Origin of the sequence: Kitasatospora sp. NPDC048286, from assembly GCF_043201735.1 — a bacterium.
Classification (GTDB): Bacteria; Actinomycetota; Actinomycetes; order Streptomycetales; family Streptomycetaceae; genus Kitasatospora.
In genome coordinates this window covers 378894-404317 of sequence record NZ_JBICZE010000007.1, presented here as the reverse complement: position 1 = coordinate 404317, position 25424 = coordinate 378894, and the positions used below count along the sequence as shown (strand labels likewise).

Annotated in this window: 25 protein-coding genes; 20 read left to right on the top strand and 5 right to left on the bottom strand. The window is 74.6% G+C overall.

Features of this window, described 5'->3' with window-relative positions:
* Nucleotides 1-114: 114 nt before the first annotated feature.
* Nucleotides 115-1077: an ABC transporter substrate-binding protein gene (locus ACGF13_RS19870; RefSeq protein WP_392876673.1), complete on the bottom strand. Its 963-nt coding sequence runs from the start codon at nucleotides 1075-1077 to the stop codon at nucleotides 115-117.
* Between the two features lie 91 nt (nucleotides 1078-1168).
* Between ACGF13_RS19870 and ACGF13_RS19865 the strand changes: the two genes are divergently transcribed.
* The 3 genes from ACGF13_RS19865 to ACGF13_RS19855 are packed head-to-tail and all read left to right on the top strand — an operon-like array spanning nucleotide 1169 to nucleotide 4088.
* On the top strand, nucleotides 1169-2167 hold the full coding sequence (locus tag ACGF13_RS19865) for a FecCD family ABC transporter permease (protein WP_392876670.1): 999 nt from the start codon (nucleotides 1169-1171) through the stop codon (nucleotides 2165-2167).
* The gene (locus ACGF13_RS19860) at nucleotides 2164-3258 is read left to right on the top strand and encodes a FecCD family ABC transporter permease (RefSeq protein ID WP_392876667.1); all 1095 of its coding nucleotides are present in this window, start codon (nucleotides 2164-2166) and stop codon (nucleotides 3256-3258) included. Before ACGF13_RS19865 ends, ACGF13_RS19860 begins: the two co-directional genes overlap by 4 nt.
* Nucleotides 3255-4088 (top strand): ABC transporter ATP-binding protein, encoded by an 834-nt coding sequence (locus ACGF13_RS19855; RefSeq protein ID WP_392876664.1) that lies wholly within the window; start codon nucleotides 3255-3257, stop codon nucleotides 4086-4088. The genes ACGF13_RS19860 and ACGF13_RS19855 overlap by 4 nt, the downstream gene beginning before the upstream one ends.
* A 28-nt stretch (nucleotides 4089-4116) precedes the next feature.
* Here ACGF13_RS19855 and ACGF13_RS19850 read toward each other — a convergent pair whose 3' ends face one another.
* Entirely contained in the window at nucleotides 4117-4965 is an 849-nt protein-coding gene (locus ACGF13_RS19850; RefSeq protein WP_392876661.1) for a universal stress protein, read from the bottom strand.
* 205 nt (nucleotides 4966-5170) lie between these two features.
* On the opposite strand from ACGF13_RS19850, the gene ACGF13_RS19845 reads away from it, so the two are divergent.
* From ACGF13_RS19845 to ACGF13_RS19770, 16 genes are all read left to right on the top strand, one after another.
* Entirely contained in the window at nucleotides 5171-6448 is a 1278-nt protein-coding gene (locus tag ACGF13_RS19845) for an ABC transporter substrate-binding protein (RefSeq protein WP_392876658.1), read from the top strand.
* Nucleotides 6445-7377: a carbohydrate ABC transporter permease gene (locus ACGF13_RS19840; protein WP_392876655.1), complete on the top strand. Its 933-nt coding sequence runs from the start codon at nucleotides 6445-6447 to the stop codon at nucleotides 7375-7377. Before ACGF13_RS19845 ends, ACGF13_RS19840 begins: the two co-directional genes overlap by 4 nt.
* Nucleotides 7374-8207 carry a carbohydrate ABC transporter permease gene (locus ACGF13_RS19835; protein WP_392876652.1) on the top strand — a complete coding sequence of 278 codons (834 nt, stop codon included), beginning with the start codon at nucleotides 7374-7376 and terminating at the stop codon, nucleotides 8205-8207. Before ACGF13_RS19840 ends, ACGF13_RS19835 begins: the two co-directional genes overlap by 4 nt.
* A gap of 71 nt (nucleotides 8208-8278) precedes the next feature.
* Nucleotides 8279-9472, top strand: a complete 1194-nt coding sequence (locus ACGF13_RS19830) for an ABC transporter ATP-binding protein (protein ID WP_392876649.1) — start codon at nucleotides 8279-8281, stop codon at nucleotides 9470-9472.
* An 86-nt stretch (nucleotides 9473-9558) separates the two neighbouring features.
* Nucleotides 9559-11256, top strand: a complete 1698-nt coding sequence (locus ACGF13_RS19825) for a multicopper oxidase family protein (protein ID WP_392876646.1) — start codon at nucleotides 9559-9561, stop codon at nucleotides 11254-11256.
* Nucleotides 11257-11431: 175 nt separating this feature from the next.
* Nucleotides 11432-12349: a SigB/SigF/SigG family RNA polymerase sigma factor gene (locus ACGF13_RS19820; RefSeq protein ID WP_392876643.1), complete on the top strand. Its 918-nt coding sequence runs from the start codon at nucleotides 11432-11434 to the stop codon at nucleotides 12347-12349.
* Nucleotides 12350-12426: 77 nt separating this feature from the next.
* Entirely contained in the window at nucleotides 12427-12750 is a 324-nt protein-coding gene (locus ACGF13_RS19815) for an STAS domain-containing protein (RefSeq protein WP_392876640.1), read from the top strand.
* Nucleotides 12743-15226 (top strand): SpoIIE family protein phosphatase, encoded by a 2484-nt coding sequence (locus ACGF13_RS19810; protein WP_392876637.1) that lies wholly within the window; start codon nucleotides 12743-12745, stop codon nucleotides 15224-15226. The genes ACGF13_RS19815 and ACGF13_RS19810 overlap by 8 nt, the downstream gene beginning before the upstream one ends.
* 629 nt (nucleotides 15227-15855) lie before the next feature.
* Nucleotides 15856-16599 (top strand): ANTAR domain-containing protein, encoded by a 744-nt coding sequence (locus tag ACGF13_RS19805; RefSeq protein ID WP_392876634.1) that lies wholly within the window; start codon nucleotides 15856-15858, stop codon nucleotides 16597-16599.
* Nucleotides 16600-16772: 173 nt separating this feature from the next.
* Entirely contained in the window at nucleotides 16773-17411 is a 639-nt protein-coding gene (locus ACGF13_RS19800; protein WP_392876844.1) for an ANTAR domain-containing protein, read from the top strand.
* 141 nt (nucleotides 17412-17552) lie between these two features.
* Nucleotides 17553-18581: an ANTAR domain-containing protein gene (locus ACGF13_RS19795; RefSeq protein WP_392876631.1), complete on the top strand. Its 1029-nt coding sequence runs from the start codon at nucleotides 17553-17555 to the stop codon at nucleotides 18579-18581.
* Nucleotides 18582-18624: 43 nt separating this feature from the next.
* The gene (locus ACGF13_RS19790) at nucleotides 18625-19083 is read left to right on the top strand and encodes an SRPBCC family protein (protein WP_392876628.1); all 459 of its coding nucleotides are present in this window, start codon (nucleotides 18625-18627) and stop codon (nucleotides 19081-19083) included.
* A gap of 232 nt (nucleotides 19084-19315) precedes the next feature.
* Complete coding sequence (locus ACGF13_RS19785; RefSeq protein ID WP_392876625.1) at nucleotides 19316-19903, top strand: restriction endonuclease; 588 nt, start codon at nucleotides 19316-19318, stop codon at nucleotides 19901-19903.
* Nucleotides 19904-20538: 635 nt separating this feature from the next.
* Nucleotides 20539-20808 (top strand): hypothetical protein, encoded by a 270-nt coding sequence (locus tag ACGF13_RS19780; protein ID WP_392876623.1) that lies wholly within the window; start codon nucleotides 20539-20541, stop codon nucleotides 20806-20808.
* Between the two features lie 165 nt (nucleotides 20809-20973).
* Nucleotides 20974-21795, top strand: coding sequence for a lipase family protein (locus ACGF13_RS19775; protein WP_392876620.1), 822 nt, complete (start codon nucleotides 20974-20976; stop codon nucleotides 21793-21795).
* Between the two features lie 116 nt (nucleotides 21796-21911).
* Nucleotides 21912-22712 (top strand): metal-dependent hydrolase, encoded by an 801-nt coding sequence (locus tag ACGF13_RS19770; RefSeq protein WP_392876617.1) that lies wholly within the window; start codon nucleotides 21912-21914, stop codon nucleotides 22710-22712.
* Nucleotides 22713-22737: 25 nt separating this feature from the next.
* Here ACGF13_RS19770 and ACGF13_RS19765 read toward each other — a convergent pair whose 3' ends face one another.
* Complete coding sequence (locus tag ACGF13_RS19765) at nucleotides 22738-23481, bottom strand: LuxR C-terminal-related transcriptional regulator (RefSeq protein WP_392876614.1); 744 nt, start codon at nucleotides 23479-23481, stop codon at nucleotides 22738-22740.
* 150 nt (nucleotides 23482-23631) lie between these two features.
* Between ACGF13_RS19765 and ACGF13_RS19760 the strand changes: the two genes are divergently transcribed.
* The gene (locus ACGF13_RS19760; RefSeq protein ID WP_392876611.1) at nucleotides 23632-24750 is read left to right on the top strand and encodes a LuxR C-terminal-related transcriptional regulator; all 1119 of its coding nucleotides are present in this window, start codon (nucleotides 23632-23634) and stop codon (nucleotides 24748-24750) included.
* Between the two features lie 88 nt (nucleotides 24751-24838).
* Here ACGF13_RS19760 and ACGF13_RS19755 read toward each other — a convergent pair whose 3' ends face one another.
* Complete coding sequence (locus ACGF13_RS19755; RefSeq protein WP_392876608.1) at nucleotides 24839-24961, bottom strand: hypothetical protein; 123 nt, start codon at nucleotides 24959-24961, stop codon at nucleotides 24839-24841.
* Nucleotides 24962-25174: 213 nt separating this feature from the next.
* Nucleotides 25175-25318, bottom strand: coding sequence for a hypothetical protein (locus tag ACGF13_RS19750; RefSeq protein WP_392876605.1), 144 nt, complete (start codon nucleotides 25316-25318; stop codon nucleotides 25175-25177).
* Nucleotides 25319-25424: the final 106 nt, after the last annotated feature.

Here is a 25424-nt window from a genome sequence, read left to right as displayed (position 1 = left end):
GGCATGACGGCAGCCCCCCGGACGGTTGTCCGGGGGGCTGCGGCCCTTCCCTCGGAACTCCTTCGGAATCCCTTCGGAAAATCTCGGGGGGGGGGAATTCCCCGCCGGGTGGGGCTACTTCGCGCCGAAGGCCTTCTCGATGTCCTCGACGACCTTCTCCGCCGCGATCGGGCCGGAGCTGCTGCTCCACACCTGGCCGTCGACGCCCATGAGCTGGTTGGCGCCCACCGCCTTGAGGCGGGTGAAGGCCTCCTGCTTGCGGGCGGTCTCCAGGGCCTTCTCGCCGTCGGCGTTCAGGGTGGCGACGAACACCCGGTCGGCGTCGGCCTTGTTGAGGTTCTCCAGGGACAGCGGGTCCGAGTGGGGCTGGGCGCCCAGGTCGTCGGCGATCGGCATGGTGCCGGCGCCGGCCTTCTTCAGCAGGTCGCCGGGCATGTTGGTGGTGTTCATCACGATCGGCCCGTTGGGCATCCAGCGCATCACCACGGCGCTGCCGGTCCTGCCCTCGCCGGCCTTGGCGGCGCGCTTGTCCAGGGCGTCCAGCTTGGCCGTCAGGTCGTCCTTGTGGCCGAGCGCGTCGCCGTACACGGCGAGCACCGAGCGCCAGTCGCCGGCCTTGGGGACGATGGTCGGGGCGACCGCGGAGAGCTTTTCGTACTGGGACTTCTCGATGCCCGAGGAGGCCAGGATGAGGTCGGGCGTGGCCTTGAGGATGGCCTCGATGTTGGGCTCCTTGACCGTGGCCACCAGCGGGATGGCGTCGGCCTTCAGGTAGGCGGGGGCGGTGGTGCCGCCGCGGCTGGAGCTGGTGCCGACCGGGGTGACGCCGAGTGAGAGCGCGGTGTCCAGCGAGGTGTCGTTGAGGGCGACGACCCGCTTGGCCTCGGCCGGGACCTCCACGGCGCCGAAGGCGGTGTCGATGCTGCGCTTGCCGTCCTTCGCGGCGGCGGTGGACGAGGAGCCGGAGTCACCCGCGGAGCCGTCGGACCCGGAGGAGCCGCACGCGGTCAGGCCCAGGGAGAGGGCGCCGACGACGGCCGCGCCGAGCAGGGTCTTGGTAATGCGGGTGCCAAGCATGGGTGTTCTCCGAGCAATGGTAGTTTACGGACGAACCGTTTTTCTGAGGTTAGCCTAACCATACGTAATGCCCTGACGGGGGAGGCCCGGTGTGACAACCCGATCACTCCTGCTGCGCGGACTGCTGCCCGCCGGCGGGATCCTGCTGCTCGCCGTACTGGCGAGCCTGCTGCTCGGCGCGGGCGATGTGGGGCCGTCACGGGCGTTCGCCACCCTGCTCGGTGACGGCGACTCCGACTCCCGGTTCACCGTGTTCCACCTGCGCGCCCCGCGCACCGCCGTGGCCCTCGCGGTCGGCCTCGCGCTCGGCGTGGCCGGCACCGTGCTCCAGGCCGCCGCCCGCAACCCGCTGGCCGAGCCCGGCCTGCTCGGGGTCAGCACCGGCGCCTCCTTCGCCGTGGTGATCGCGATCGTGCTCGGCGCCGGCGCGGCGAGCGTCGGCCCGTACGTCGCCGTGCTGGGCGCCGCCGCCGGCTGCCTGCTGGCGCTCGGCGCCGCCCGGCTGCGCGGCACCGGCGACGACCCCGTCCGGCTGGTGCTGGCCGGAGCGGCGCTGAGCGGGCTGATGAACGCCGGCTCCTCCGTACTGCTGCTGTCCGACGCCCGGGCCGCCGACGAGATCCGGTTCTGGACCATCGGCTCGGTCGCCGGCCGCGGCACCGACCAACTGCTGGCCGTGCTGCCGGTGCTGCTGCTCGGCCTGGTCCTGGCGCTGCTCTCCGGCCCGGCGCTGACCGCGCTCAGCCTCGGCGACGACGTCGCCACCGGCCTCGGCCACAAGCCCCGCCGGGTCCGCGCCCTCGCGGTGGCCGCCGTCGCCCTGCTGGTCGGCGCCGCCACCGCGATCGCCGGGCCGGTCTCCTTCGTCGGCCTGGTGGTGCCCTTCGCCGCCCGGGCCCTGGTCGGCCCCGACCTGCGCCGACTGCTCGTGGTCTCCGCCCTGCTCGGGCCGGCCGTCGTGCTGCTCGCCGACGTGGCCTCCCGACTGGTGGCCCGCCCGTACGAGATGCCGCTCGGCGTGATGACCGCCCTGTGCGGCGCCCCCGTCCTGGTCGCCGTCGTCCGCTCGCACAGAATGCCCGCGCTGTGACCCCCACCCTGAACGCCCCGAACCCCGACACATACTCGGCCGCGCCCCTGCCGTCGACCCCACCCGGCACCCGGCTGCTCGCCCTGGGCGGCCGCTCGGTGCTCGTCCCGGTCCGGCCGCTGCTCGGCTGCACCGCCCTGCTGCTCGTCGTGGTCGCGGTGACCGCCGTCTGCCTGGCCGTCGGCGAGACGAACCTGAACCCGGTGACCGCCCTGCGCGCCGCCTTCGGCGACGGCACCGCGCGCGACGTGCTGCTGGTGGAGAAGCTGCGGCTGCCCCGCGCCGAGGCGGCCCTGGCCGTCGGCGCGGCCCTCGGCGTCGCGGGCTGCCTGATGCAGACCCTCGCCCAGAACCGGCTGGCCACCCCGGACACCGTCGGCTTCAACGAGGGCGCCACCGCCTTCGCCGTCGCCTCCGTCACCGGCGTCGCCACCCAGCTGCTGCCCTCCGCCGCCGCCCTGGTGGGCGCCGCCACCGCCGCCTCGCTCGCCTTCGCCCTCGGCGGCGGGGCCGGCCGCAACGGCTACCGCTTCCTGGTCGTCGGCCTCGGCATCGGCGCGGTCTTCGGCGCGGTGACCAACCTGATGCTCTCCCGCGCCGCCATCGACGCCGCCAACTCCGCCTACGGCTGGACGGTCGGCACCCTCAACAGCCGGGACGCCGACACCGTCGGCCTCCTCGAACTCGGCCTGCTGGTCTGCCTGCCCGCCGCCGTGCTGCTCGGCCGGCGGCTGTCGCTGCTGCGCTTCTCCGACGCCGTCGCCACCGGACTGGGCGTCCGGGTGCGCGGCCTGCGGATCGGCGTCCTGGCGGTCGCCGTGGTCTGCGCGGGCCTGGCGGTGGCCGTCGCCGGACCGCTCGGCATGATCGCGCTCGCCGCGCCCGAGGCCGCCCGCCGGATCGCCGGGCCGCGCTGCGTGCCGGTGCTCACCTCGGCCGCCGCCGGCGCCGCCTTCACCCTGCTCGCCGACCTGATCGGCCGTACCGTCCTGTCGCCACTGGAGGTGCCGGCCGGCCTGGTCACCGCCGTCGTGGGCGGCCCCTACCTGCTCTGGCTGCTGCTCACCACCCGTCCCCGGAGGACCGCATGACCGCCCGCACCGCGACTGCCGCGACCACCGCCGCCCCGGCCCACCGCCTGGCGACCAGTGCGCTCAGCCTCGGCCACGACCGCACCATCGTGGTCCGCGAGCTCGACCTCGAACTGCCGCGGCAGCAGGTCACCGTCATCGTCGGCCCGAACGGCTGCGGCAAGTCCACCCTGCTCGGCGGCCTCGCCCGGACCATCGCCCCGCGCTCCGGCGCCGTGCTGCTCGACGGCAAGCCGCTGACCTCGCTCTCCACCCGCGCGATCGCCCGGATCATCGGCCTGCTGCCGCAGTCCGCCACCGCCCCGGACGGGCTGACCGTCCGTGACCTGGTCCGCTACGGCCGCCAGCCGCACCAGGGCCTGCTGCGGCAGTGGTCCGCCGCCGACGCCGAGGCGGTCGAGCACGCGCTCACCGCCGCCGACCTGCACGAGCTGGCCGACCGCCCGCTGGACACCCTCTCCGGCGGCCAGCGCCAGCGCGCCTGGATCGCCATGGCCGTCGCCCAGGACACCGACATCCTGATGCTGGACGAACCCACCTCGGCGCTGGACATGGGCCACGCCCTGGAGGTGCTGGAGATGGTGCGCGGCCTGACCGCGCGCGGCCGCACCGTCGTCCTCGTCCTGCACGACCTCAGCACCGCCTGCCGCTACGCCGACCACATGGTGGCCATGCGGGACGGGAAGGTCGCCGCCCAGGGCGCGCCGCGCGACATCGTCACCCCGGAGCTGGTGCGCGAGCTGTACGGGGTGGAGAGCGCGATCCTCACCGACCCGGTCCACGGCACCCCGGTCGTCTGCCCCGTCGGCCTCGCCCCCCGGACCCGCTGACCTCCCGGGCGGCGCACCCGCAACGCCCTCAGCCGTACGGGACGACCGCGACCGGGCAGTGCACGTGGTGGATCGCGGCGTGCGCGACCGGACCGATGTGGTGGTGGCGCAGCGGCAGGTGCCGGACCCTGCGGCCGACCACCAGCAGCCGGGACGACGCGGCGGCGTCCACCAGGTCCACGGCGGGCTTGCCCCGGATCAGCTCGGTGGTCACCTCGACCTCCGGGTGGTGGGCCCGCCAGGGCGCCAGGGCCCGCGCCAGCCCGCTGTCCTCGGCCGCGGACGTCTCGCGCTCCAGCCCGCCGATCGCCCCGTAGGACATGTACTCGCTGCCGGCCGGCGGGGACCAGACGTGCACCACGCGCAGCGGCGCCGAGCGGAGCGCGGCGGCCTCGAAGGCGAAGGCCAGCACCGGCTCCGCCGGGCGCCCGAGGTCCAGGCCGAGCGTCACCTCGCCCTCCGGCTCGTCCCCGTCGGAGCGGACCAGCACCACCGGGCAGGCCGCCCGCCGCAGCACCTCCTGGCTCACCGAGCCGACCAGGAACCCGCGCAGGGTGCTCAGGCCGCGCGAGCCGAGCACCAGCACGGAGGCGCTCCGCCCGGCGGCCTCCAGCGCCTCCACGGGATCGCCGGCCACGGAGGAGGCGGCGACCTCCACCTCGGGCGCGAGGGAGCGCAACTCGCCCTCGCGTTCGGCGAGTTGCGCCAGTGCGGGGTGGTCGCCGCGTTCGGTGCCGGGAGGGAGGTGCTTCGGGCGGGGCCAGGCCTGGAGGACGTCCAGGCGCAGGCCGCGGCGCTGCGCCTCGCGGGCGGCCCACGCGGCGGCGGCCTGGCTCTCGGGTGAGCCGTCGAATCCGACGACGACGGGTCCGGTCACGGCGTGCTCCTCGGTTCCGGTGCGGCCGGAGGTCTCTGCGTGTGCGCCCAGTATCCGCGCGGGCCCCGACCGCCGCCTCCCGGAGGCCCGGCCCCCGGTTCGGCCGTCCGGCTGGTCGGCGGGAGGGCGGCGCGGCACAGCCCGGGCCGGGCGGGGGAGCCCGGCTAGGGTCTCCCGGACCGGTCCGTCCCACTCCGGGAGAACGATGCCGAGGGTCCCCCGTCTCCGCTCGCGGTGGGCGAGCGCCGCCGCCGGACTGGCCGTGCTCGCCTCCGCCCTGGTCGGCTGCGGGGGTGGCGGGGGCGGCGGCCCGGTCGCCCTGAACTGGTACAACTTCCCGGACGACTCGGGCGCCCTCCAGCAGGCCGCCGACCGCTGCGGGCGGCGGTCCGGCGGCCGCTACACGATCCGCTACAACAAGCTGCCGCGCGGCGCCGACGGCCAGCGCCAGCAGCTGGTGCGCCGGATGGCGGCGCACGACACCGAGGTCGACATCCTCGGCCTGGACGTCACCTGGCCCGCCGAGTTCGCCGAGGCCGGCTGGATCCGCGAGTGGACCGGGGCGATGCGCGAACAGGCCACCGCCGACACCCTCGCCGCGGCGGTGCGCACCGCGACCTGGCGGGACCGGCTGTACGCGGTGCCGTACAACTCCAACACCCAGCTGCTCTGGTACCGCGACGACCTGGTGCCGACCCCGCCCGGCACCTGGGCGCAGATGCTCTCCCGGGCGCGGGAGCTGGCCGACGAGGGCAAGCCGCACTTCGTGGAGATCCAGGGCGCCCAGTACGAGGGGCTGACGGTCTGGTTCAACACGCTGGTCACCAGCGCGGGCGGCACCATCCTCACCCCCGACGCGCAGGCGCCCTCGCTCGGGGAGCCCGCCGTCACGGCCGCCGGGGTGATGCGCGACCTGGCGACGTCGGTGGCCGCCGACCCCTCGCTGCCGAACCAGATGGAGGACCAGAACCGGCTCGCGATGGAGTCCGGCACGGCCGCCTTCGAACTCAACTACCCCTTCGTCTACCCCTCGATGAAGGCCAACCGGCCGGAGCTGTTCCCGCACTTCCGCTGGGCCCCGTACCCCGCGGTGAACGCCGACCGCCCCGCCACCGTGACCATTGGCGGGATCGACCTCGCGGTGGGCGCCTACAGCCGGCACCCGGACCTCGCCGCCGAGGCCACCCTCTGCCTGCGCGACCGGGACAACCAGCTCACCAACGCGCTGAAGGGCGGCCTGCCGCCCTCGCTGCGCAGCCTGTACGAGACGGCCGAACTCACCGCCAGCTACCCGTTCGCCGCCGACGTGCTGGCCGCCCTCGACTCCGCCAGCGTGCGGCCGCAGACCCCGGCCTACCAGAACGTCTCCATCGCCGTCTCGCACACCCTCTCCCCGCCCGCCGGCATCCACCCGGAGAAGGACGTGGCCGACCTCCGCGGGCAGATCCAGGACGCCCTCGGCTCGAAGGGGCTGATCCCGTGACACCGTCCACCGAGGCCGCCGCCGCGGCCGTACCGCGACCGGCCGGGCCCTCGCTCGGCGCCCGCCAGGAGCGCCGGCTGGGCTGGCTGCTGTGCGCCCCCGCGGTGATCGTGATGCTCGCCGTCACCGCCTACCCGATCGGCTACGCCGTCTACCTGTCCCTGCAGCGCTACGACCTGCGCTTCCCCGAGCAGGCGCACTGGGTCGGGCTCGCCAACTACGGCGCGGTGCTGGCCTCGCCGTACTGGTGGCAGGCGCTCGGCGTCACGGTGCTGATCACCGTGGTGTCGGTGGCCGTGGAACTGGTGCTCGGCCTGGCGCTCGCGCTGGTGATGCACCGGACGCTCTTCGGGCGCGGCACGGTGCGCACCGCGGTGCTGGTGCCGTACGGGATCGTCACCGTGGTGGCGGCCTACTCCTGGCAGTACGCCTGGACCCCGGGCACCGGCTACCTGGCCGCCCTGCTGCCGGAGGGCAGCGCGCCGCTGACGGAGCGGTGGCCGGCCGTCGGCCTGATCATCCTCGCGGAGGTGTGGAAGACCACCCCGTTCATGGCGCTGCTGCTGCTCGCCGGGCTGGCCCTCGTCCCGGACGAGACGGTCCGGGCGGCGATGGTGGACGGCGCGGGCTTCGGGCAGCGGCTGCGGCTGGTGATCCTGCCGCTGATGAAGCCGGCGATCCTGGTCGCGCTGCTCTTCCGCACCCTGGACGCCTTCCGGATCTTCGACAACATCTACGTGCTGACCGGCGGCTCCAACGGCACCGGCTCGGTGTCGATCCTCGGCTACGACAACCTGTTCACCGCGCTCAACCTGGGCATCGGCTCGGCGATCTCGGTGCTGATCTTCGTCTGCGTGGCGCTGATCGCCGTGGTCTTCGTCAAGCTGTTCGGCACGGCGACGCCGGGCGCGGAACCGGAGCACCGATGAGCGGCCGGCACAACCGGACGCTGACCGGCTGGGGCGTCGCCAACCTGGCGGTCGTGCTCTACGCGCTCTTCCCGGTGTGGTGGATCGTGGCGCTCTCCTTCAAGGACCCGAGCACCCTCTCCGACGGCGCGTTCGTGCCCCGGACGTGGACCCTGGCCAACTACCGCGGCATCTTCGAGACTTCGGAGTTCACCCGGGCCCTGGTCAACTCGATCGGCATCGCGGTGATCGCCACCACCATCGCCGTCGTGCTGGGCACCATGGCCGCGTACGCGGTGGCCCGGCTGCGCTTCCCCGGCAAGCGGCTGCTGATCGGGGTGTCCCTGCTGATCGCGATGTTCCCGCCGATCTCGCTGGTCTCGCCGCTGTTCGACATCGAGCGGGCACTCGGCCTGTTCGACACCTGGGCCGGGCTGATCATTCCGTACACGACCTTCTCGCTGCCGCTGGCGATCTACACGCTCTCGGCGTTCTTCCGGGAGATCCCCTGGGACCTGGAGAAGGCGGCCAAGGTGGACGGCGCCACGCCGTGGCAGGCCTTCCGGCTGGTCATCGCGCCGCTGGCGGCGCCGGGGGTGTTCACCACCGGGATCCTGGTCTTCATCTTCTGCTGGAACGACTTCCTGTTCGCGATCTCGCTGACCTCCACCACCTCGGCCCGGACGGTCCCGGCGGCCATCGCCTTCTTCACCGGGAGCTCCCAGTTCGAGCAGCCGACCGGCTCGATCGCGGCCGCCGCCGTGATCATCACGATCCCGATCGTGGTCTTCGTGCTGCTGTTCCAGCGCCGCATCGTCGCCGGGCTCACCGCCGGCGCAGTCAAAGGCTGAACCCGAGTCGGACCCCCGAGTCGGACCCGAGTGGACGGGCCGCCCCACCCGGCGGACCAGGAAGGCGGATCGTGGCCGAGATCGTCCTCGACGGCATCACCAAGCGCTACCCCGACGGTGCCCTCGCCGTCCGCGACATCGACCTCACCATCGCCGACGGCGAGTTCGTGATCCTGGTCGGGCCGTCCGGCTGCGGCAAGTCCACCACCCTCAACATGATCGCCGGGCTGGAGGACATCACCGAGGGCACCCTGCGGATCGCCGGGGAGGTGGTCAACGACCGCGCGCCCAAGGACCGCGACATCGCGATGGTCTTCCAGAGCTACGCCCTCTACCCGCACATGAGCGTGCGCGACAACATGGGCTTCGCGCTGCGGCTGGCCAAGGTCGACAGGGCGACCATCGCCGCCAAGGTCGAGGAGGCCGCCCGCATCCTGGACCTCACCCGGCACCTGGACCGCAAACCCGCCAACCTCTCCGGCGGGCAGCGCCAGCGGGTCGCGATGGGCCGGGCGATCGTCCGCGACCCCAAGGTCTTCCTGATGGACGAGCCGCTGTCCAACCTGGACGCCAGGCTCCGGGTGCAGATGCGCACCCAGATCGCCGCGCTCCAGCGCCGCCTGGGCACCACCACCGTCTACGTCACCCACGACCAGGTCGAGGCGATGACGCTCGGCGACCGGGTGGTGGTGATGCGCGCCGGCGTCGTCCAGCAGGTCGGCTCCCCGCAGCAGCTGTACGACGAGCCGGTGAACCTGTTCGTCGCCGGGTTCATCGGCTCGCCCGGCATGAACTTCCTCGGCGCCGCGCTGCGGCAGGACGCAGGGCGCGCCTCGCTGCGGACGTCGTTGGGCGACCTTCCACTGGACGACCGTACCCGGCGCGCCCTGGAGCGCGCGGACGCGCCGCGCGACCTGATCGTCGGCATCCGACCCGAGGACTTCGAGGACGCCGCCCTGGTCGAGGGGCACCCCGGCGGGGTCACCGTCACGGTGACGGTGGAGGTCCGGGAGTCGGTCGGCTCGGACGTCTACGTCCACTTCGCGGAGGAGGGCGGACCGGCGGTGACCGAGGAACTCGCCGAGCTCGCCGCCGACTCGGGCCGGGCGGACACCGGCATGCTGGAGCACCGGGTGGTCGCCCGGCTGAACACGGCCACCCGGGCCGCCGAGGGCAGCCCGCTGGAGCTGTGGGTGGACACCGCGCGCATCCACGTCTTCGACCCCCGCGGCGGGGCCAACCTGACCTACCCGGAGCATGCGTAGCCGGGTACTGCGGAAGGCCCAACCCCTCGTGGGTGAGCGGTGTGCCTGATCGGGGTCCTGTGGAAGTCGATCTAGATTGCCCGGCTATGAGAGAAGATGTCCGAATCGGCCGCCGATCGGTGCTCAAGGCCGTTCCCGCAGCCGCCGTCCTCGCGGCGGCCTCCGAGGGGATCCTCGCCCGGCCCGCCGCGGCGGCGAGCACCTTCCCGCAGCCGGTCGTACGGTGCCCGGCCCCCGGCGCGCAGGGGGTGATCCTCGACCAGACCCTCGACGTACGGTTCACCGCCACCCCCGTCCCGGGCTACGGGACGGTCACCACGCGCACCTACAACGGGACCATCCCGGGGCCGACCCTGCGGGTGCGCGGCGGGGACACGCTCTGGCTGGCCCAGATCAACGGCCTGCCGCCGAACCCGCCCGAGCCGTCGAGCCCGTCACGCCACGGCGGCCACAACCGGCCGCACCGGCCGAACAGCTTCAACCTGCACACCCACGGCCTGCACGTCTCGCCGTCCGGCAACGCCGACAACATCCTGCGCGAGTTCCCGCCGCGCACCGCCGAGCAGGCCGCGGCCGGCGCCGCGGAGCCGCGCTACCTGACCACCGTCGAGATCCCGCGCGACCACCCGGCCGGGACCTACTGGTACCACCCGCACGCGCACGGGGCCACCGCCGAGCAGATCGCCGGAGGGATGGCCGGGGTCGTCATCGTCGAGGGCGACGTCGACGAGGTGCCGCAGATCAAGGCCGCCGCCGACCTCGTCGTCTGCGTCAACGAACTCCGGGTCAAGGACGGAAAGGTCCCCGCGTTCACCTCCAGCGAGGCCCTCGCCGCCGTCCCACCCACCTACACCGTCAACGGCGCGGTCAACCCCACCCTCGCGCTGCGCCCCGGCGAGGTCCAGCGCTGGCGCCTGGTCGCGGCCACCGCGTTCACCACCCTCTCGCTCCAGGTCACCGGCAAGGAGCGGACGTTGACGATGCATCAGATCGCCATGGACGGGGTGACCTTCCCCGCGCCGGTCGCCACCGAGGCGGTGACCCTGGCCGTGGGCAACCGCGCCGACGTGCTGGTCCGGGGCGGCGAACCGGGGACGTACGAACTGCGGGCCAAGGGCGTACCCGTCCCGCTGATGACGATCGAGGTGGCGGGAACGGCCGTCCGGCCGCCGATGGCGCTGCCGTCCTCGCTGCCGCAGGGCAGACCGTTCCTCGACGAGAAGGACATCGCCAACCCCGCCGGCGACCGCACCGTGGTCTTCCACGTCGACCCCGGGGTCTTCGCCAAGCCCTTCCCCAACGCCTACCGCATCCTCGGCAGCCACCCCACCCCGGCCGCCGACCCCGCGGGCGACCTCACCCGCGACCCCGCCTACGGCCTGTTCGACCCCGAGTACGTCAACCACACCCTGGAACTCGGCACCGTCGAGCGGTGGACCCTCCGCACCGACGACAGCCTGCCGGTCATGCACCACCCCTTCCACCTGCACACCAACCACGTCCTCGTCACCCACCGCAACGGAGTCCGGCTCGACCCGCCGGTCTGGCAGGACACCGTCGACCTGGCCGGCGGCAAGCCGGGCGACACCGTCACCCTCCTGGTCAGGTACGAGAACTTCACCGGCCGCACCGTCCTGCACTGCCACCAGCTCCAGCACGAGGACCTCGGCATGATGCAGCTGATCGACTACGTCCAGCCGCAGCGGCCCCCGGGCCGCGGTGGCAGGGTGGGCGGAACAGGAAAAACGGCCGGAACGGGAGTCCGGACCCGCATCCCGGGGTAGAACCCCTCATGCAGCGGCCGTGACCGTTCCGGCTGCTCCGGCACCGTTGGCGGTGCCACCGGGACCGCGCTTGAAGAAGCCGGGCACAGGTCCTGGGGGAAGAGGTCCGGGGCGCACGAGGTGCGGCTCCAGCACGCGTCGCCGGGCGTTCACCCCGATGCCCAGGAGCGAACACGTGTCCATCCACCTGGAAACCACCGACCGGGAAGCCGCGGACAGGGAAGCCGTGACCTCGGGCCTGCCGCCCGACCTGCCGCGAAGACCGACGGCGGCCGAACTGCGCCGCATGGGGAAATCCGAGGCCCGGGAACTGAGCGACGCCCTGTTCGAGCGGCTGGCCGGGCTGGCCCGGGAGAGCCACGCCTACAGCTACGTCCGCGGCACGATCATCGAACTCAACATGCCGCTGGTGCGCTTCATCGCCGCCCGCTTCCGGCACCGCGCCGAGGACATCGAGGACATCCTCCAGGTCGGCACCATCGGCCTGATCAAGGCCGTCGACGGCTACGACCCGCGGCGCGGCGTCGAGTTCGTCACCTACGCCATCCCCACCATCACCGGCGAGATCAAGCGGTTCTTCCGCGACACCTCCTGGCCGGTGCGGGTCCCGCGCCGCATGCAGGAGCTCTACCTCTCCGTCGCCCGCGGCTCCGACCGCCTCGAGCAGGAACTCGGCCGCCTCCCACACCCCGAGGAGATCGCCGAGGACCTCCACCTCACCGTCGAACAGGCCACCGAGGGCCTCATGGCGGGCCGGGTCTACCGCCCCAACTCCCTCGACGCGCTGCGCGACCAGGACACCGACGAGACCGGCAGCGCCCTGCTCGACCGCCTCGGCGGCTGCGACCCCGGCATCGAACTCGCCGACTTCCGCATCGCCGTCCGGCCGCTGCTGGCCCGGCTGCCCGCACGCGAGCAGACCGTCCTCAAGCTGCGGTTCTGGGACGGCTGGACACAGTCCCGGATCGCCGAGCGGATCGGGGTCTCCCAGATGCACGTCTCCCGGCTGCTCAGCACCACACTGGCCTGGCTGCGGGAGGAACTGGAGGACCGCGACGCCCCCGGGTGGGTCGACGAGCCCGTGTGCGGCTGAGGGAACGGGAAGCCCTAGCCTGGGAGGGGAGCCCGGGCGGGGGCGGTGGCCGGGCCGAGCAACGAGGACGGTCCGTGATGAAGGACTTTCCGGTCGCCAACGGCTGGACGGTGGTGCCGCTCAGCGGGGACCTCGACGACTTCTCCGCCCGCGAGGTGCGGCACCTGCTCGACGCGCTCGCGGACACGGGCACCACCCGGGTGGTCGTGGACCTCACGGCCGTCGACTTCCTCGACTCCACCGGCCTCAACGTCCTGATCGGCGCCGCCCGACGGGTGCGCGGCGAGCAGGGCACGCTGCGGCTGGCCGGGGCGGTACCGAGGGTGCGGGACCTCGTGGAGCTGAGCGGCGTCGCCACGGTGCTGCCGCTCTACCCGGACGTGGCGGCGGCCTGTGCGTGAGGACCGGAACCCCGCGGAACCCGCCCTGACCGACGAGGCGGCGGTGCTGCGGGAGGCCGTCGACCGGCTGCGCGCCGAGGCCGAGGGCCTGCGGCGGGCGATGCGCACCAGGGGCGTCATTGAGCAGGCCAAGGGCATGCTCGCGGAGCGGCTGGAGTGCACGCCGGAGGAGGCCTTCGGGTACCTCGTCCAGCTCTCGCAGGACACCAACCGCCGGCTCGCGGACATCGCCGCCGGCCTGGTCGGCCTCGCCGCCCCGCTCACGGGGACGGCGGCGCTCACCGGCGCGGGCACGGCGGCGGAGCCCGGCTCCGCGCCCGGGCCCCCGGTTCCCGCGCCCGTCCCCGTCCCCGTACTCGCGCCCGCACCCGTGCCCGGGCCGCCGAAGGCCGCCTCGGCCGCCGCGGCGCCCGACCTGGCCGCGCGCTACCACCTGGCGGCCTCGGCCCTGGCCAGCGCGGAGACGCCCGAGGAACTGGCCCGACTGCTGCACCAGGTGGCCCTGGCCCCGGTCGGCGTCGTCGCCGTGGTGCTGGGCCGGCTGGAGCCGGACGGCGCGCTGCTCCTGGTCGGCAGCCACGGCGTGGCGCCCCGCCGGGTCAGCCAGTGGCAGCGCATCCCGCCGGAGACCGGGGTACCGCTGGTGGCCGCCGCCCACGGCGGCAGCCTGGTCTGGGAGTTCGAGCGCAGCCACGGCAGCCGGTCGCCGGGCAGCGGACGGATCGTCCCCGGCCGCAGCGCGTGCGCCGTACCGCTGCGCCGCGGCGAGCGGATCGTCGGGGCGATGAGCCTCGGCTGGGACGTGCCGGCCGTGCGCGCCCGCGCGGCGACCAGGTACGTCGACGCGCTGTCCGGGCTCGTCGCTGGGCACCTGCTGCGGTTCGAGGCCACCGGTGAGGACGAGCCGCCGGCGGCGGTGCCCGGCGGCGAGCACTGGTTCCGCGCCGTGCTGGACGCCGTGTTCGACCCCGTCCTGGTGCTCTCGGCCGTCCGCGGGACCACCCCCGGCGGTGCGATCACCGACCTGCGGGTCCGGTACGCCAACGCCGCCGCCGGCCTCGGCGCGGCGGTCGGCCGGCGCCTGAGCGAACTCCACCCCGGACTGGTCGCGACCGGGCACTTCGCGCGGATCCTGGAGGCCGCGACGACCGGCGCCGGGTACGAGGGGCGGACGGAGGATTTCACCGGCGCCGGACCGGACCGGACACTGGTCCTGCGGGCGGAGCCGTTCCTCGACGGCGTGCTGCTCACCTGGCGCCCCGGGAACGGCGCCGAGCGCGCGGCCCGGCTGCACCGGGCGCAGCGGCTGGCCGGAATGGGCAGCTTCGAGTGGGCGCCCGGATCGCCGCCGGAGCTGTCCGCGCAGGCCCTGTGGCTGCTCGGCCTCGACCCCGACCGCACCGAGCCGGTCGCGCCGACCGAGCTGGTGGCCCGCGTGCACCCCGCCGACCGTCCGGCCGCCCGGCTGTTCCTGCGCCGGCTGCTGGCCGGGCGGCGGACGGCGGCCCTGGAGTTCGACACCGGGCGGCCCGGCGAGGCGCCGCGCACCCTGCGGGTCACCGCGGAGGCGGCCGGGGACCCGGACACCGGCCGCCCGCGGGTGATCCGGGGCGTGCTGCAGGACGTCAGCCGGTGGCACCGCACCGAGCGGGCCCTGGCGGGCGCCCGGGCCCGGCTCGCCGAGCAGCGCCGTCGGGCCGGGGCCGAGCACCGGACCGTCCGGGCCCTGCAGAACGCCCTGGTGGCCGGGCCCCACGAGCCCGAGCCCGACTCCGCCGTCCTCGACCACGCCGCCCGCTACCTGCCCGCCGGGGACCGCCCCAGGGTCGGCGGCGACTGGTACGACCTGGCCGCCCTCGCCGACGGCCGGGTCCTGCTCGCCGTCGGCGACGTCAGCGGCCACGGCCTGGCCGCCGCCGTCGGCATGGCGGAACTCCGGCACGCGCTGCACGGCCTCTGCTACACCGGCCAGGGGCCCGCGGAGATGCTCGGGCGGCTCAACACGATGCTCTGCCACCAGGGCGGCAGCCGGATCGCCAGCGTGCTGTGCGGCCTGCTCGACCCGGAGGCGGGGACGCTCACCTGGACCGCGGCCGGGCACTCGCCGCCGGCCGTGCTGCGGGGGACGACCGCCGTCCTCGCCGAGGGCCCCACCGGGACCGTCCTCGGGGCCCTGCCGGAGACCCGCTGCCGCGACACCGTACTGCCGCTGCGGCCGGCCGAGGACACCGTGCTGTTCTGGACCGACGGCCTGCTGAACCGCCGGGACGACGGCACCATCCGCCCGGACCGGCTGCTGCGCGCGGCCGAGGAGTGCGGCGCCCGCGACCTGGCGGACTGCCTGGACCACATCGCCGCCCGCCTCGGCGGCCCCAACCCGGACGATGACAGCTGCCTGCTGGCCGTCCGGCTGCGGCGGCGCCCGGGGCGTCAGCGACCGCGCGTCCGGGGGGAGCGTACCGCTGGGGCGGTCTGAACTCGGGTGTCGTCGGCGGGAGTCGGAGTTGTCGGCGCGGCCCTCGGGCGCCGGGGGAGCCGGGCGTCCAGGTGCCCGGAGAGCACCCGGGTCTGCAGGGCCCGGCCGGGGCACGGTGGCCGGGCCGTGCACCACCTCGCCGTCCCGGAGCCGGAAATTGCTGCCGGGCCAGGGGCAGTGCGGGCAGCCCTCCGGCAGGGGGCAGCAGAACGCCGGTGGTGTCGCAGAGGGCGTGCGCCAGGCCGGTGCGTCCAGTGACCGGCGCAGCCGGCGGGACCACCGGTGGGTGGGCAGGGAGTGGTGTCCGTACCGGCCGGCCGGTACGGGCCCGTCGGACCCGGGCGCCGGAGTGTGTCCGGGGCGGATCGGGGTAGGCGCGCGGGGGTGGTCGGAGGCCCGGTGGCGGGGGTGGTCGGGTGCCGGTGGCGCCCGGTGCCGCGGCGGCCGAGCGCCGCCGGGGGCGGGGTGCCGTCGAGCTGTCGTCGGGCGCCGTCCGACTGCCGTCGGGCTGCCGTCCGGCCGTGAACACCTGTACTGCGATGGTCACGTCGCGGTACGGACGGTGTGGCTCCCCGGACAGCCGACCGCCCTACGACGGTGGCAGGACGACGGAAGAACGAGGCGCGGAGATGGCCGATCTGACGCGCATCGCGCAGATCGTGGCCGAGGCCGTCAACGGCCCGGGCCGCCCCTCCCTGCCCGAGCGGCTCTGCGTCGCCTGCGTCGAGGCGCTGGCCGCCGACGCCGCGGCGATCACCCTGATGGCCGACCCCGGGCACCGGGCCGGGGTCTGGGCCAGCGACGACCGGGCGCGGCGGATCGAGGAGCGGCAGTTCGGCCTCGGGGAGGGCCCGAGCGTGGACGCCTTCCGCACCCGGAGCCCGGTCGCCGTCGCCGACCTGCTGTCGCCCGAGGAGGTGCGCTGGCCGGTCCTCACCGTCGACCTGGCCGCCGGCCCGGGGACACCGGCCGCCCCCGCCGGCTCGGCGCTGCGCAGCGCCTACGCCTCACCGCTCCACCTCGGCACGACCGGGATCGGCGTCCTCAGCCTCTACGGCGCGCGGCCGGGCGTCCCGGAACGGACGCGGGCAGCCGACATCCGGGTCGCCGCGACCAGCGTGACCCTCGCGATCGTCGGCTCCTTCCTGGCCCCGTCCGGAGCGCTGCCGGAACAGCCGTGGCTGGACGAGTCGCCGCTCGACGGCGTCGAGGTGGACCAGGCGGTCGGCACGATCATGGTGCAGCTGGGCGTGCCCGCCGCGGAGGCACTCGACCGGCTGCGGGCCCACGCCTTCGCGCGCGGCCGGGAGATCGACGAGGTCGCGCACGACGTGGTGGAGCGGCGACTGCGGTTCACGGAGGAGGACCGATGACGGACGACCGATGACGGATGACCGATGACGGACCTCCGGCGTAGCCTTGCCAGGAGGGGAGATGGAGGCCGCCATGACGCGCGAGGCCCGGGTGAACGAGGCGTTCGCCGGGCTCACCGGCACGCTCGTCGGCCCGGGTTACGACACCCCCCGGTTACGGCACCGTCGAGTTCCTGCACCGGCTCACCGAGGTCTGCACGGCGCTCAGTGGGACGGCCGGGGCCGGGCTGCTCGTCGCCGACCGCCACGGGGAACTGCGGGACGTCGCGTACTCCGGCGACCTGGTCCGGCGCCTGGAGAGCCTCCGGATCGCCACCGGCGAAGGCCCCTGCCCGGACTTCCGGCGGACCGGCGAGCAGGTCGTGGAGCACGACCTCGACCTGGCCCGGGCCCGGTGGCCCAGGTTCGCCCCGAAGGCCGTCGCACTCGGCTTCCGGTCCGTGCGCGCGGTGCCGCTGCGCCTGGACGGCCGGGTCATGGGCACCCTCGACGTGTTCGACGTCCGGACCGGTGCCGGGCCCGACCACGAGGGGCCGGACGTCGTCCAGCCGCTCGCGGACCCGGCGGTGATCGCCCTGCTCCAGCGCCGGTACGGACGGGAACGGACGGCCGCGGAGGAGACCAGCGGGGCGCTCGCGGACCGTACCGCCATCGAGCGGGCGAAGGGCGTGCTCGCGGAAGCCGGTGGACTCGACATGGACGCCGCCTTCGAGGCGCTCCGCTCCCACGCCCGCCGCGGCGGCGGGGTGGCCGACGCGGCCCGCGCGCCGGTCGAGGGCCGGTCGGACCCGGCCGGGCTGCTGACGGGCTGACGGCCGTGACCCCGGCGGCCGTGACTCCGGCGGGTGGGCGGGCAGCTCGGGGCCGGCCCGTGCGGGCGCCTCGCCCGGCGACGTGGTTTCGCAGCGTGATCGGCGCATACTTTCCGTAAACAAACGGAGGTGCTCATGCCCATGGTGGATGTCGCTGCCCTCGGCCGACTGGTCGCGGAGTACGAGGCCCTGTCCTCGTCGGGCTCGCCGGAGGCCGGTCAACGACTGCGCGACGTCTGCTACACGATCGGCATCTACACGGGGGAGGCCGACGCGGACCGGGCCGTCGCCAGGGCCCGCATCCTGCTGGACCGTCAAGGCCCGGCCGGCCCCGGCGGAGCGGCCGCCGGGGCCCCGGCGACCGAGCGGGCCCGCGCGGCGCTGCTGACCGAACTCGGCGAACTCGCGGCCCGCGAACGGGCGCGCTCCGGGCCCGTCCCGAGCCTGCACGACGTGGTGCAGCTGACCGGCGTCACCGTCCCGGACTGCGTGGGCGCCGCCGTGAGCACCTGGCACGACGACGGCTCGGTCGAGACCTTCGCGGCGACACCGTCGTACCTGCTGGCCCTCGAACGCGCCCAGGGCGGGGCGGAGGCGGGCCCGCTGCCCCGGCTCCGCCGCCAGGGCGAGGGACAGGTCGTGGTCCGGCTGGACCCGGGCCGGCCGGACCGGTTCGCCGACCGGGCCCGGCGCTGCGGCGTACGGGCCGTGGCCGGCGCCCACCTGCGCACCCACCCGCACGGCTGCACCGTGTTCAGCGCCTACCTGCGCACACCCGTCGAGCCCGGCACGCCCGCCCTCGGGCTGGTGGAGGTGCTCGCCCTCCAGGCGTCGGCCGCGCTCGACCGCTTCGCGCTGTCCAGGGCGGTGGCCGACCTGCTGGACCGCCGGCACGCCACCGGCCTGGCCATCGGCATCACCGCCGAGCGGTTCGACGTGACCCCGCACACCGCGCTGAGCCTGCTGGTCCGGGCCGCCCAACGGCTCGGCACGGACCTCGACTCGGTGGCCCGGCACCTCGCCGAGGGCGAGCGGCCGTCGTCCGTGCCTTCCGCGTCGGCCGGGCCGTCGTCGGTGCCTTCCGCGTCGGCCGGGCCGTCGTCGGTGCCGCCGCCGGTGCTTTCGCCGGCGCCTTCGTCGGTGCTGCCCGGCGGGCGGAGCGGCTCGTAGCGGGGCCGGGAGGGCGCCGACCCCACCGTCCGAGGAGGACCTGATGAACAGAGTGAAGGAGTCCGTGGACGTGGCCGTGCCCCTGCACGCCGCCTACCACCAGTGGACGCTGTTCGAGGAGTTCCCGCGCTTCATGGAGGGCGTCGACTCGGTGACCCGGCTGGACGGTCGCCACAACCACTGGCGCACCAGCCTCGGCGGCGTCACCCGCGAGTTCGACACCGAGACCGTCGACCAGGAGCCCGACGAACGGATCGCCTGGCGGACCACCGACGGCGAGGTGGACCAGGAGGACGTGGTGACCTTCCAACGGCTCGACCCGGGCCACACCCGGGTCGCCATGGCCGTCGACCTCCGGCCCGAGGGCGCGGCGCGGGCGGCTGCCGGCGCCCCGGGCACGGTCGGCCACCGGGTGAAGGCGGACCTGAGGCGGTTCAAGGAGTTCATCGAGGAACGCGCCCGGGAGGAGGGCGACCGGCGGGGGCGGCCCGACCCGGACTGAGCCCACCGCCGGCCGGTTCCACCTCCTCCCGCGACGCCGCGACCTGGCCCCCGGCCGCCGGGGGGCGGGATCCGGTCAACTCGGCGGCGCGGCGGGTGGAGTTCACCGGGATCGCAGGCGCGGCGGGTGCGGTTGCTCCTAGGCTCGCCCGAACACCGTGGGGTGAGGGGGTGCCATGGCCCGCAGGCCTGTCCGGCGACGCCGGTCGACCGCTGCCCGCCGGGTGCGGCGGATGAAGCGCAACGCACCGCTGCTGGGTGCGACCGCGGTGGTCGTGCTCGTGCTGGCCACGGCGGTGGTCCGCTGGTCGGCCCAGCACCTCCTCCTGGTCACCGCCCTGCTGATCGCCGCGGCCGCGGTGGGCGTCGCCGTACTGCGCTCGCGGGTGCGCGCCCGTCAACGGGAGCTGGAGACGCGGACCGCCCGACTACGGCACATCGGGCCGTTCCTGGCGATGACACCGAAGGCCTTCGAACACGCGCTGGCGGACCTGTGCCGCCGGGACGGCTGCACGAAGGTCAGGGTCGTCGGCGGGGCCGGCGACCTCGCGGCGGACGTCCTGGCCACCACCCCCACCGGGCAGCGCATCCTCATCCAGGCCAAGCGCTACGGACCGCGGACCTTCGTCGGCTCGAACGACGTCCAGGTGGTCAACGGCACCTACCGCGACGTGCACCACTGCGACCTGGCCGCCGTGGTGACGACCAGCTCCTTCACCAAGGCCGCCGCCGCCTTCTGCACCCAGGTCGGCATCCGCGCCGTCGACCAGCGGGCGCTCGCCCTGTGGGCGGACGGCCGGGGCAGGCCCCCGTGGGCCTGACCCGGAGACTATCGCGCGACGTCGCCGGGGCCGCCGCTCCCGTCCTGCGACGGCTCCCGCTCGAACTCCTCGGGCAGCGCGGCCTCGTCCGGCAACGGCATCAGCGGCTGCGCCGGCCCCCTGGCCGGCCCACGCGACCCGCGACCCCGCCGGTCGTGCCACCGGCCCTGCCGCTCACGCGGAATCCTGCCGCTCACGGCGTCCTCCTCACGGCGCCGGGCGAGGCCGGCGCAACACCCGTCACCAGCTCTTGCGTTCGCGCCGCGCTGCCGTCGGCGGCAGCGCGGCGCTGCTCACCCAGGGATGTTCCGTCGTCCACGGCGGCGGCTCCTGTCACTTGACGGCCGCTGAGCGTCAGGCCAGCGACGTGCCTCCGGTCCGCCCGGTTGCGTCCGCGCGCGGAGCCGTTCGACCCCGGTCGGCACCGGGTGGGTCCGGTGCCCACAGAAGGTACACGCGCCCGACTCCGTTCAGGCAACCGCCGTGCCGGAGACGGCGATGCGCATGGGAGCCGACGCGGTGGGCGGTCATTCGGGAGCGCAGGGCAAGGTGCCGAAACAAGGTTCTGACTTATCGTCAGATGAAGGATGCGGAGCCGGTGGGCTGCGTCACGAGACCGATCAACGGGGGCAGTTGTGGATCGTGGATGGGAAGCCGATCCGTCCGCTTCGTTCGAGAAGCGCCTGGGGAGGTCCGCGGAGGAGCTCGGAGTGTCGGATGGCAGGGACGAGTGCCCGGACATCTGGCAGCTCTCGAACGGCGACATCGCCGTGATCGGTCGGGACCTCACCGAGAGCTACCGTGGCCACCTCCCGGAAGGAGTCACCCTGGGCCCGGGTGAGCGACTCGTCGTCATCCCCGGCCGCATGCTCAGTGCGGCGAAAGCGGACATCCCGGAGGCCTGATCGGCCTGTTCCTCGGCGGTCGCGTGGGGGGTGGTGCGGTCGCTGGGGGAGGGGGTGGGGGGTAGCGTCACTTTTGGTCACCGGGGTGTCGCGGTGTGTGGTAGGTGCCGGGCGGGCTCCGGGTGGACCAGTCGTTCCGTCCGTCGATCCGGCAGGAGTGTTTCCATGGCCGTCCCCACCGTCTTCGACCAGCGCGTCACCGGTTACAGCCTTCCGCTCGCCTACTGGCTGGCCAGGGCGTCCGACCTGGCGTACAAGGACGAGGTCACCATCGAGGAGCAGGCCCGTGACTGGGGCTTCGACACCGTGCGTCACCATCAGACGCGGTTCACCCCGCCGTTCCCGCTGCAGGACACCCAGGCGTACACGATGGCCGGCGAGAACATGATCGTCACCGCGTTCCGGGGCACCGAGCCCGCGCAGATCCGTGACTGGCTCACCGACGCGACCACCCCGCCCTGGCCGGGGCCCGCCCGGACGGGCTTCGTGCACTACGGCTTCGCCGAGGCCCTGGAGTCGATCTACCCCGACGTCGCCAAGGCCATCTCCGACCTGCGGAGCGGCGACCAGACGGTCTGGTTCACCGGCCACAGCCTCGGCGGCGCCCTCGCGATGCTCGCCGCCGCCCGGCTCGACCTGGAGGACCCCCGGCTGGCGGCCGACGGCGTCTACACCTTCGGCCAGCCCCGCACCTGCGACCGGCTGCTCGCCGCCGCGTACGACAAGGGCCTGAAGGGGCGCACCTACCGGTTCGTCCACGGCAACGACATCGTTCCCGAGCTGCCTCCGGAGCCCGCCTTCACCCACGTCGACGCGCTGCGCCACATCGACTCCGCGGGTCGCGTCCAGGAGAGGGTCGGGCTGGTCGCCGGGCTGACCGACCGGGCCAAGGGGCTGGGCGCCGCGGCGTTCTCCCCGGACGGCGAGGGCATCCGCGACCACCTGATGCGGAGTTATCTCGCGGCGCTGGAGAAGGCCCTGGCCTGAGCCGCGGGCGGGGGGTGGCCGACCGCGGCCGGTCGGTGATCTTGGACGGATAGGCTGCCGTGATGTCAGGTCCTCATGGTGAGGACGGAGCTGATGAGGATCGGTGGTGTACGGACATGATGGGACCGGCGCATTCGCTGTCGGGTGCGACCGCATGGCTGGGGGTGGGTGCGGTAGCGGCCGGCATGGGGGAGCCGATGCCCTGGCCGGTCCTGCTCGCGGGGGCGCTGATCTGTGCCGGGGCGGCGCTGGCGCCGGACCTGGACCACAAGGCGGCGACGATATCCAGGGCGTTCGGGCCGGTGTCCCGGGCGCTCTGCGAGGTGATCGACAACCTCTCGTACGCGGTGTACAAGGCCACCCGGGGCAAGGGTGACCCGCGGCGCTCGGGCGGCCACCGGACGCTGACCCACACCTGGCTCTGGGCGGTGCTGTGCGGGGCGGGCGCCGCGGCGGTGGCCGTGTTCGGCGGCCGCTGGGGCGTGCTGGTGGTGCTGTTCGTGCACATGGTGCTGGCGATCGAGGGCCTGCTGTGGCGACAGGCCCGGGTCTCCAGCGACGTCCTGGTGTGGCTGCTGGGCGCGGCCAGCGCGTGGATGCTCGCGGAGGTCCTCGACAAGCCCGGCAACGGCTCGCAGTGGCTGTTCGAGGAGCCCGGGCAGCAGTACCTGTGGATCGGGCTGCCGATCGCGCTCGGCGCGCTGGTGCACTGCCTGGGCGACGCGCTGACCGTCTCGGGCTGTCCGGTGCTGTGGCCGATCCCGATCGGGCGCCGGCGGTGGTACCCGATCGGGCCGCCGAAGGGCATGCGGTTCCGGGCCGGCAGCTGGGTGGAGATCAAGGTGCTGACCCCGGTGTTCATGGGGGCCGGCGGGGTCTGCGCGGTGGGGGCGCTCGGCTTCTTCGGCAACGGCTGAGGTCGACCACCGCCGGCGGGGGCGTTCACCGGGGCTCGCCGGCGGCCTCCGGCGCGTTCCCGGTGAGGCCGTGGCGCTCCGCCAGCACGCCCGCCTGGAAGCGGCTGTCGGCGCCCAGCGCGCTGTACAGGCCGGCGATGTGCCGCCGGCAGTTGCGCAGCGACAGCCCGAGCCGGCGGGCGATGGTCTCGTCCTTCAGCCCGTCGGCGAGCAGTCGCAGGATCGCGGTGCGGAGGTCGTCGGAGACGGCGCGGGCGGCGGCCGGCCCGCTGTGGAAGGCCGCGCCCCGGTGCCAGAGCGTCTCGAAGGAGTCGGCCAGGTGGCCCACCACGGACGGCTGCGTCACCAGCACCAGCCCCTCGGGCCGCCCCCGTTCCGCCAGGAAGGCGCTCTCCCGGTCGATGACCAGCAGCGGACCGTAGCTCTCGTCGGTGGTCCGCACCTCGGCGCCGGCCCGCGTGGCGGCCCGGGCCTGGCGCTGGGCGGGCAGGTGGAAGCGGGCGGGGTGCTGCTGGACGATCCGGGTGCGCGGCGCGGGGCCGCCGCGCGGCTGCTCGGTCGGCGCCAGCTCGGCGAGCACCAGGTCGGCCAGCGCCGCCGCGGTCGGGTCACCGCCCGGGCAGCAGAGGAAGACCTCCCGGCGGGCCCGCCGCAGCCGGTCGCCGACCGTGTCGGGTACGGCGGCCCGCTCGGCCGTGTCGCGTACGGCTCCCCGGTCCGCCGGGGCGGGTGCGGTGAACGCGACCCGGGCGGTTCCACGTTCTTTCATGGCGGCCCTCTTGACAGCAGGTGGCGGTGGACGACGCGTCCGGTGAACGGCAGATCTCCGGAGCGGTTGTTCGATAGTCGTCACAGGTCACGGCGGCGGCCAAGGGCCGAGGGGGGTCAGGAAGATGAATGGCCGACTGAGGAGGGGTGGATGAATCCGGTGAACACGGACATGATCCGGTCGTCGGGGCGGGAGGCCCTGCTCGACCGCGAGACGCGGCTGGTCTACGAGTGGGCGGTGCGGCACCGGCGGGTCGAGCCGGCCGACCCGGAGCGGATGGCCGGCGCGCTCGGGCTCACCGAGGCGCGGTGCCGCTGGGCCGTCGACCGGCTGACGGAGCTCTGCCTGCTGGTCTGGCGCCCGGACGGTGAACGGGGCTGCCACGTGACGGTCGGTCCGGAGACGGCCGCGGTGCGGCTGACCGCGCTGGAGGAGGCACGGCTGCGCCTGGAGGAGGCCGAGCTGGGCCGTCGGCAGGCCGAACTGGCCAGGCTGCGCGCCGAGGTGGCCTCGCTGGCGCCGGTGTACCAGTCGCAGGGCGGCGGCTCGGACGGTTCGGTCCGGCTGCTCGAGGACGCGTACCTGCTGCGCTCGGCCCTCGACGCCGTGGTGGGCGCCGCGAAGGAGGAGGTACTGGCGATCCGGCCGGGCGGCGGGCACCCGCAGGCGGCCCTGGCCGAGCTGCTGCCCCGGGACCTGGAGATGCTGGAGCGGGGCGTCCGGCTGCGGAGCGTGTACCAGCACCCGACCCGGTTCGACCCGCCCACCCGCTCCTACGCGGAGCGGGTCATCGCCGAGGGGGCGGAGATCCGCACCCGCGCGGAGGTGCCGGCCAAACTGGTCGTGGTGGACCGGACCACGGCCTTCGTACCGGCCCCGCGCGCCACCGGCGGGGCGCTGATGGTCCGGGAACCGGCCCTGGTGGCGCACTTCGTCCGGCTCTTCGAACACGAGTGGGGCCAGGCCGTGCCGTACGACACCGCGCCGGCCGCGGCCCGCACGGTGTCCCGGGACGTCTCGGAGGTGATCGCCCGGCTGCTCGCCGCGGGGGAGAAGGACGACACGATCGCCCGGCGGCTGGGCATGTCGACCCGCACCTGCCGGCGGCACATCGCCGAGCTGCTGGCGCGGCTCGGGGCGCAGAGCCGGTTCCAGGCCGGGGTGCTGGCCGAGCGCGCGGGGCTGACCGTCCCGGCGGACCGTTCGGCGGGCGTACCGGGGGGTGTTCCGGTGCCGCGTGTTCCGGCGGACGCCCCGGTGCCGCGCTGAGGCGGGTCACCGGGACGTCCGCCGGGGACGGAAGGGCGGCTGCCCGTCGGGGTGGGCCCGACGGGCAGCCGCAGCCGCCGACCGGCCGTTACTTCTCGTTCTCGACCGGGCCGTCCACCCACAGGTGCGAGTCGGTGCTCAGGAAGCTGCTCACCAGGGCCGACGCCGCGGTGTCGCTCTCGAGCGACTGCAGGGCCAGGATCTTCGTCATCGGTGTGTCCTCTCCTTGTTGGTCACCGGCGCCTCGAAGCGCAGGTGGTGGTGCCGCGCCAGTGGCTGGGCGGCGGTTCGACGCCGGGCGGTTACTACTCGGTCTCGACCGGGCCGAACGGCAGGGTGTGCGACAGGCTGCTGATGGAGCTCATCTTCAGCTCCGCCTGCGCGGTGTCGCTCTCGAGCCCCTGGAGGGCCAGGATCTTCGACATCAGCGGGCCGACTCGTCCGCGACGGGCGCCTCGAAGCGCATGTGCAGGGCGCTGCTGGTGTGGCTCGGGGGCAGGATCGTGCTGGTGTAGGCCGAGGCGCCGGTCTCGGTCTCGAGCCCCTGGAGGGCCAGGATCTTCGACATCAGCGGGCCGTCTCGTCCGCGACGGGCGCCTCGAAGCGCATGTGCAGGGCGCTGCTGGTGTGGCTCGGGGGCAGGATCGTGCTGGTGTAGGCCGAGGCGCCGGTCT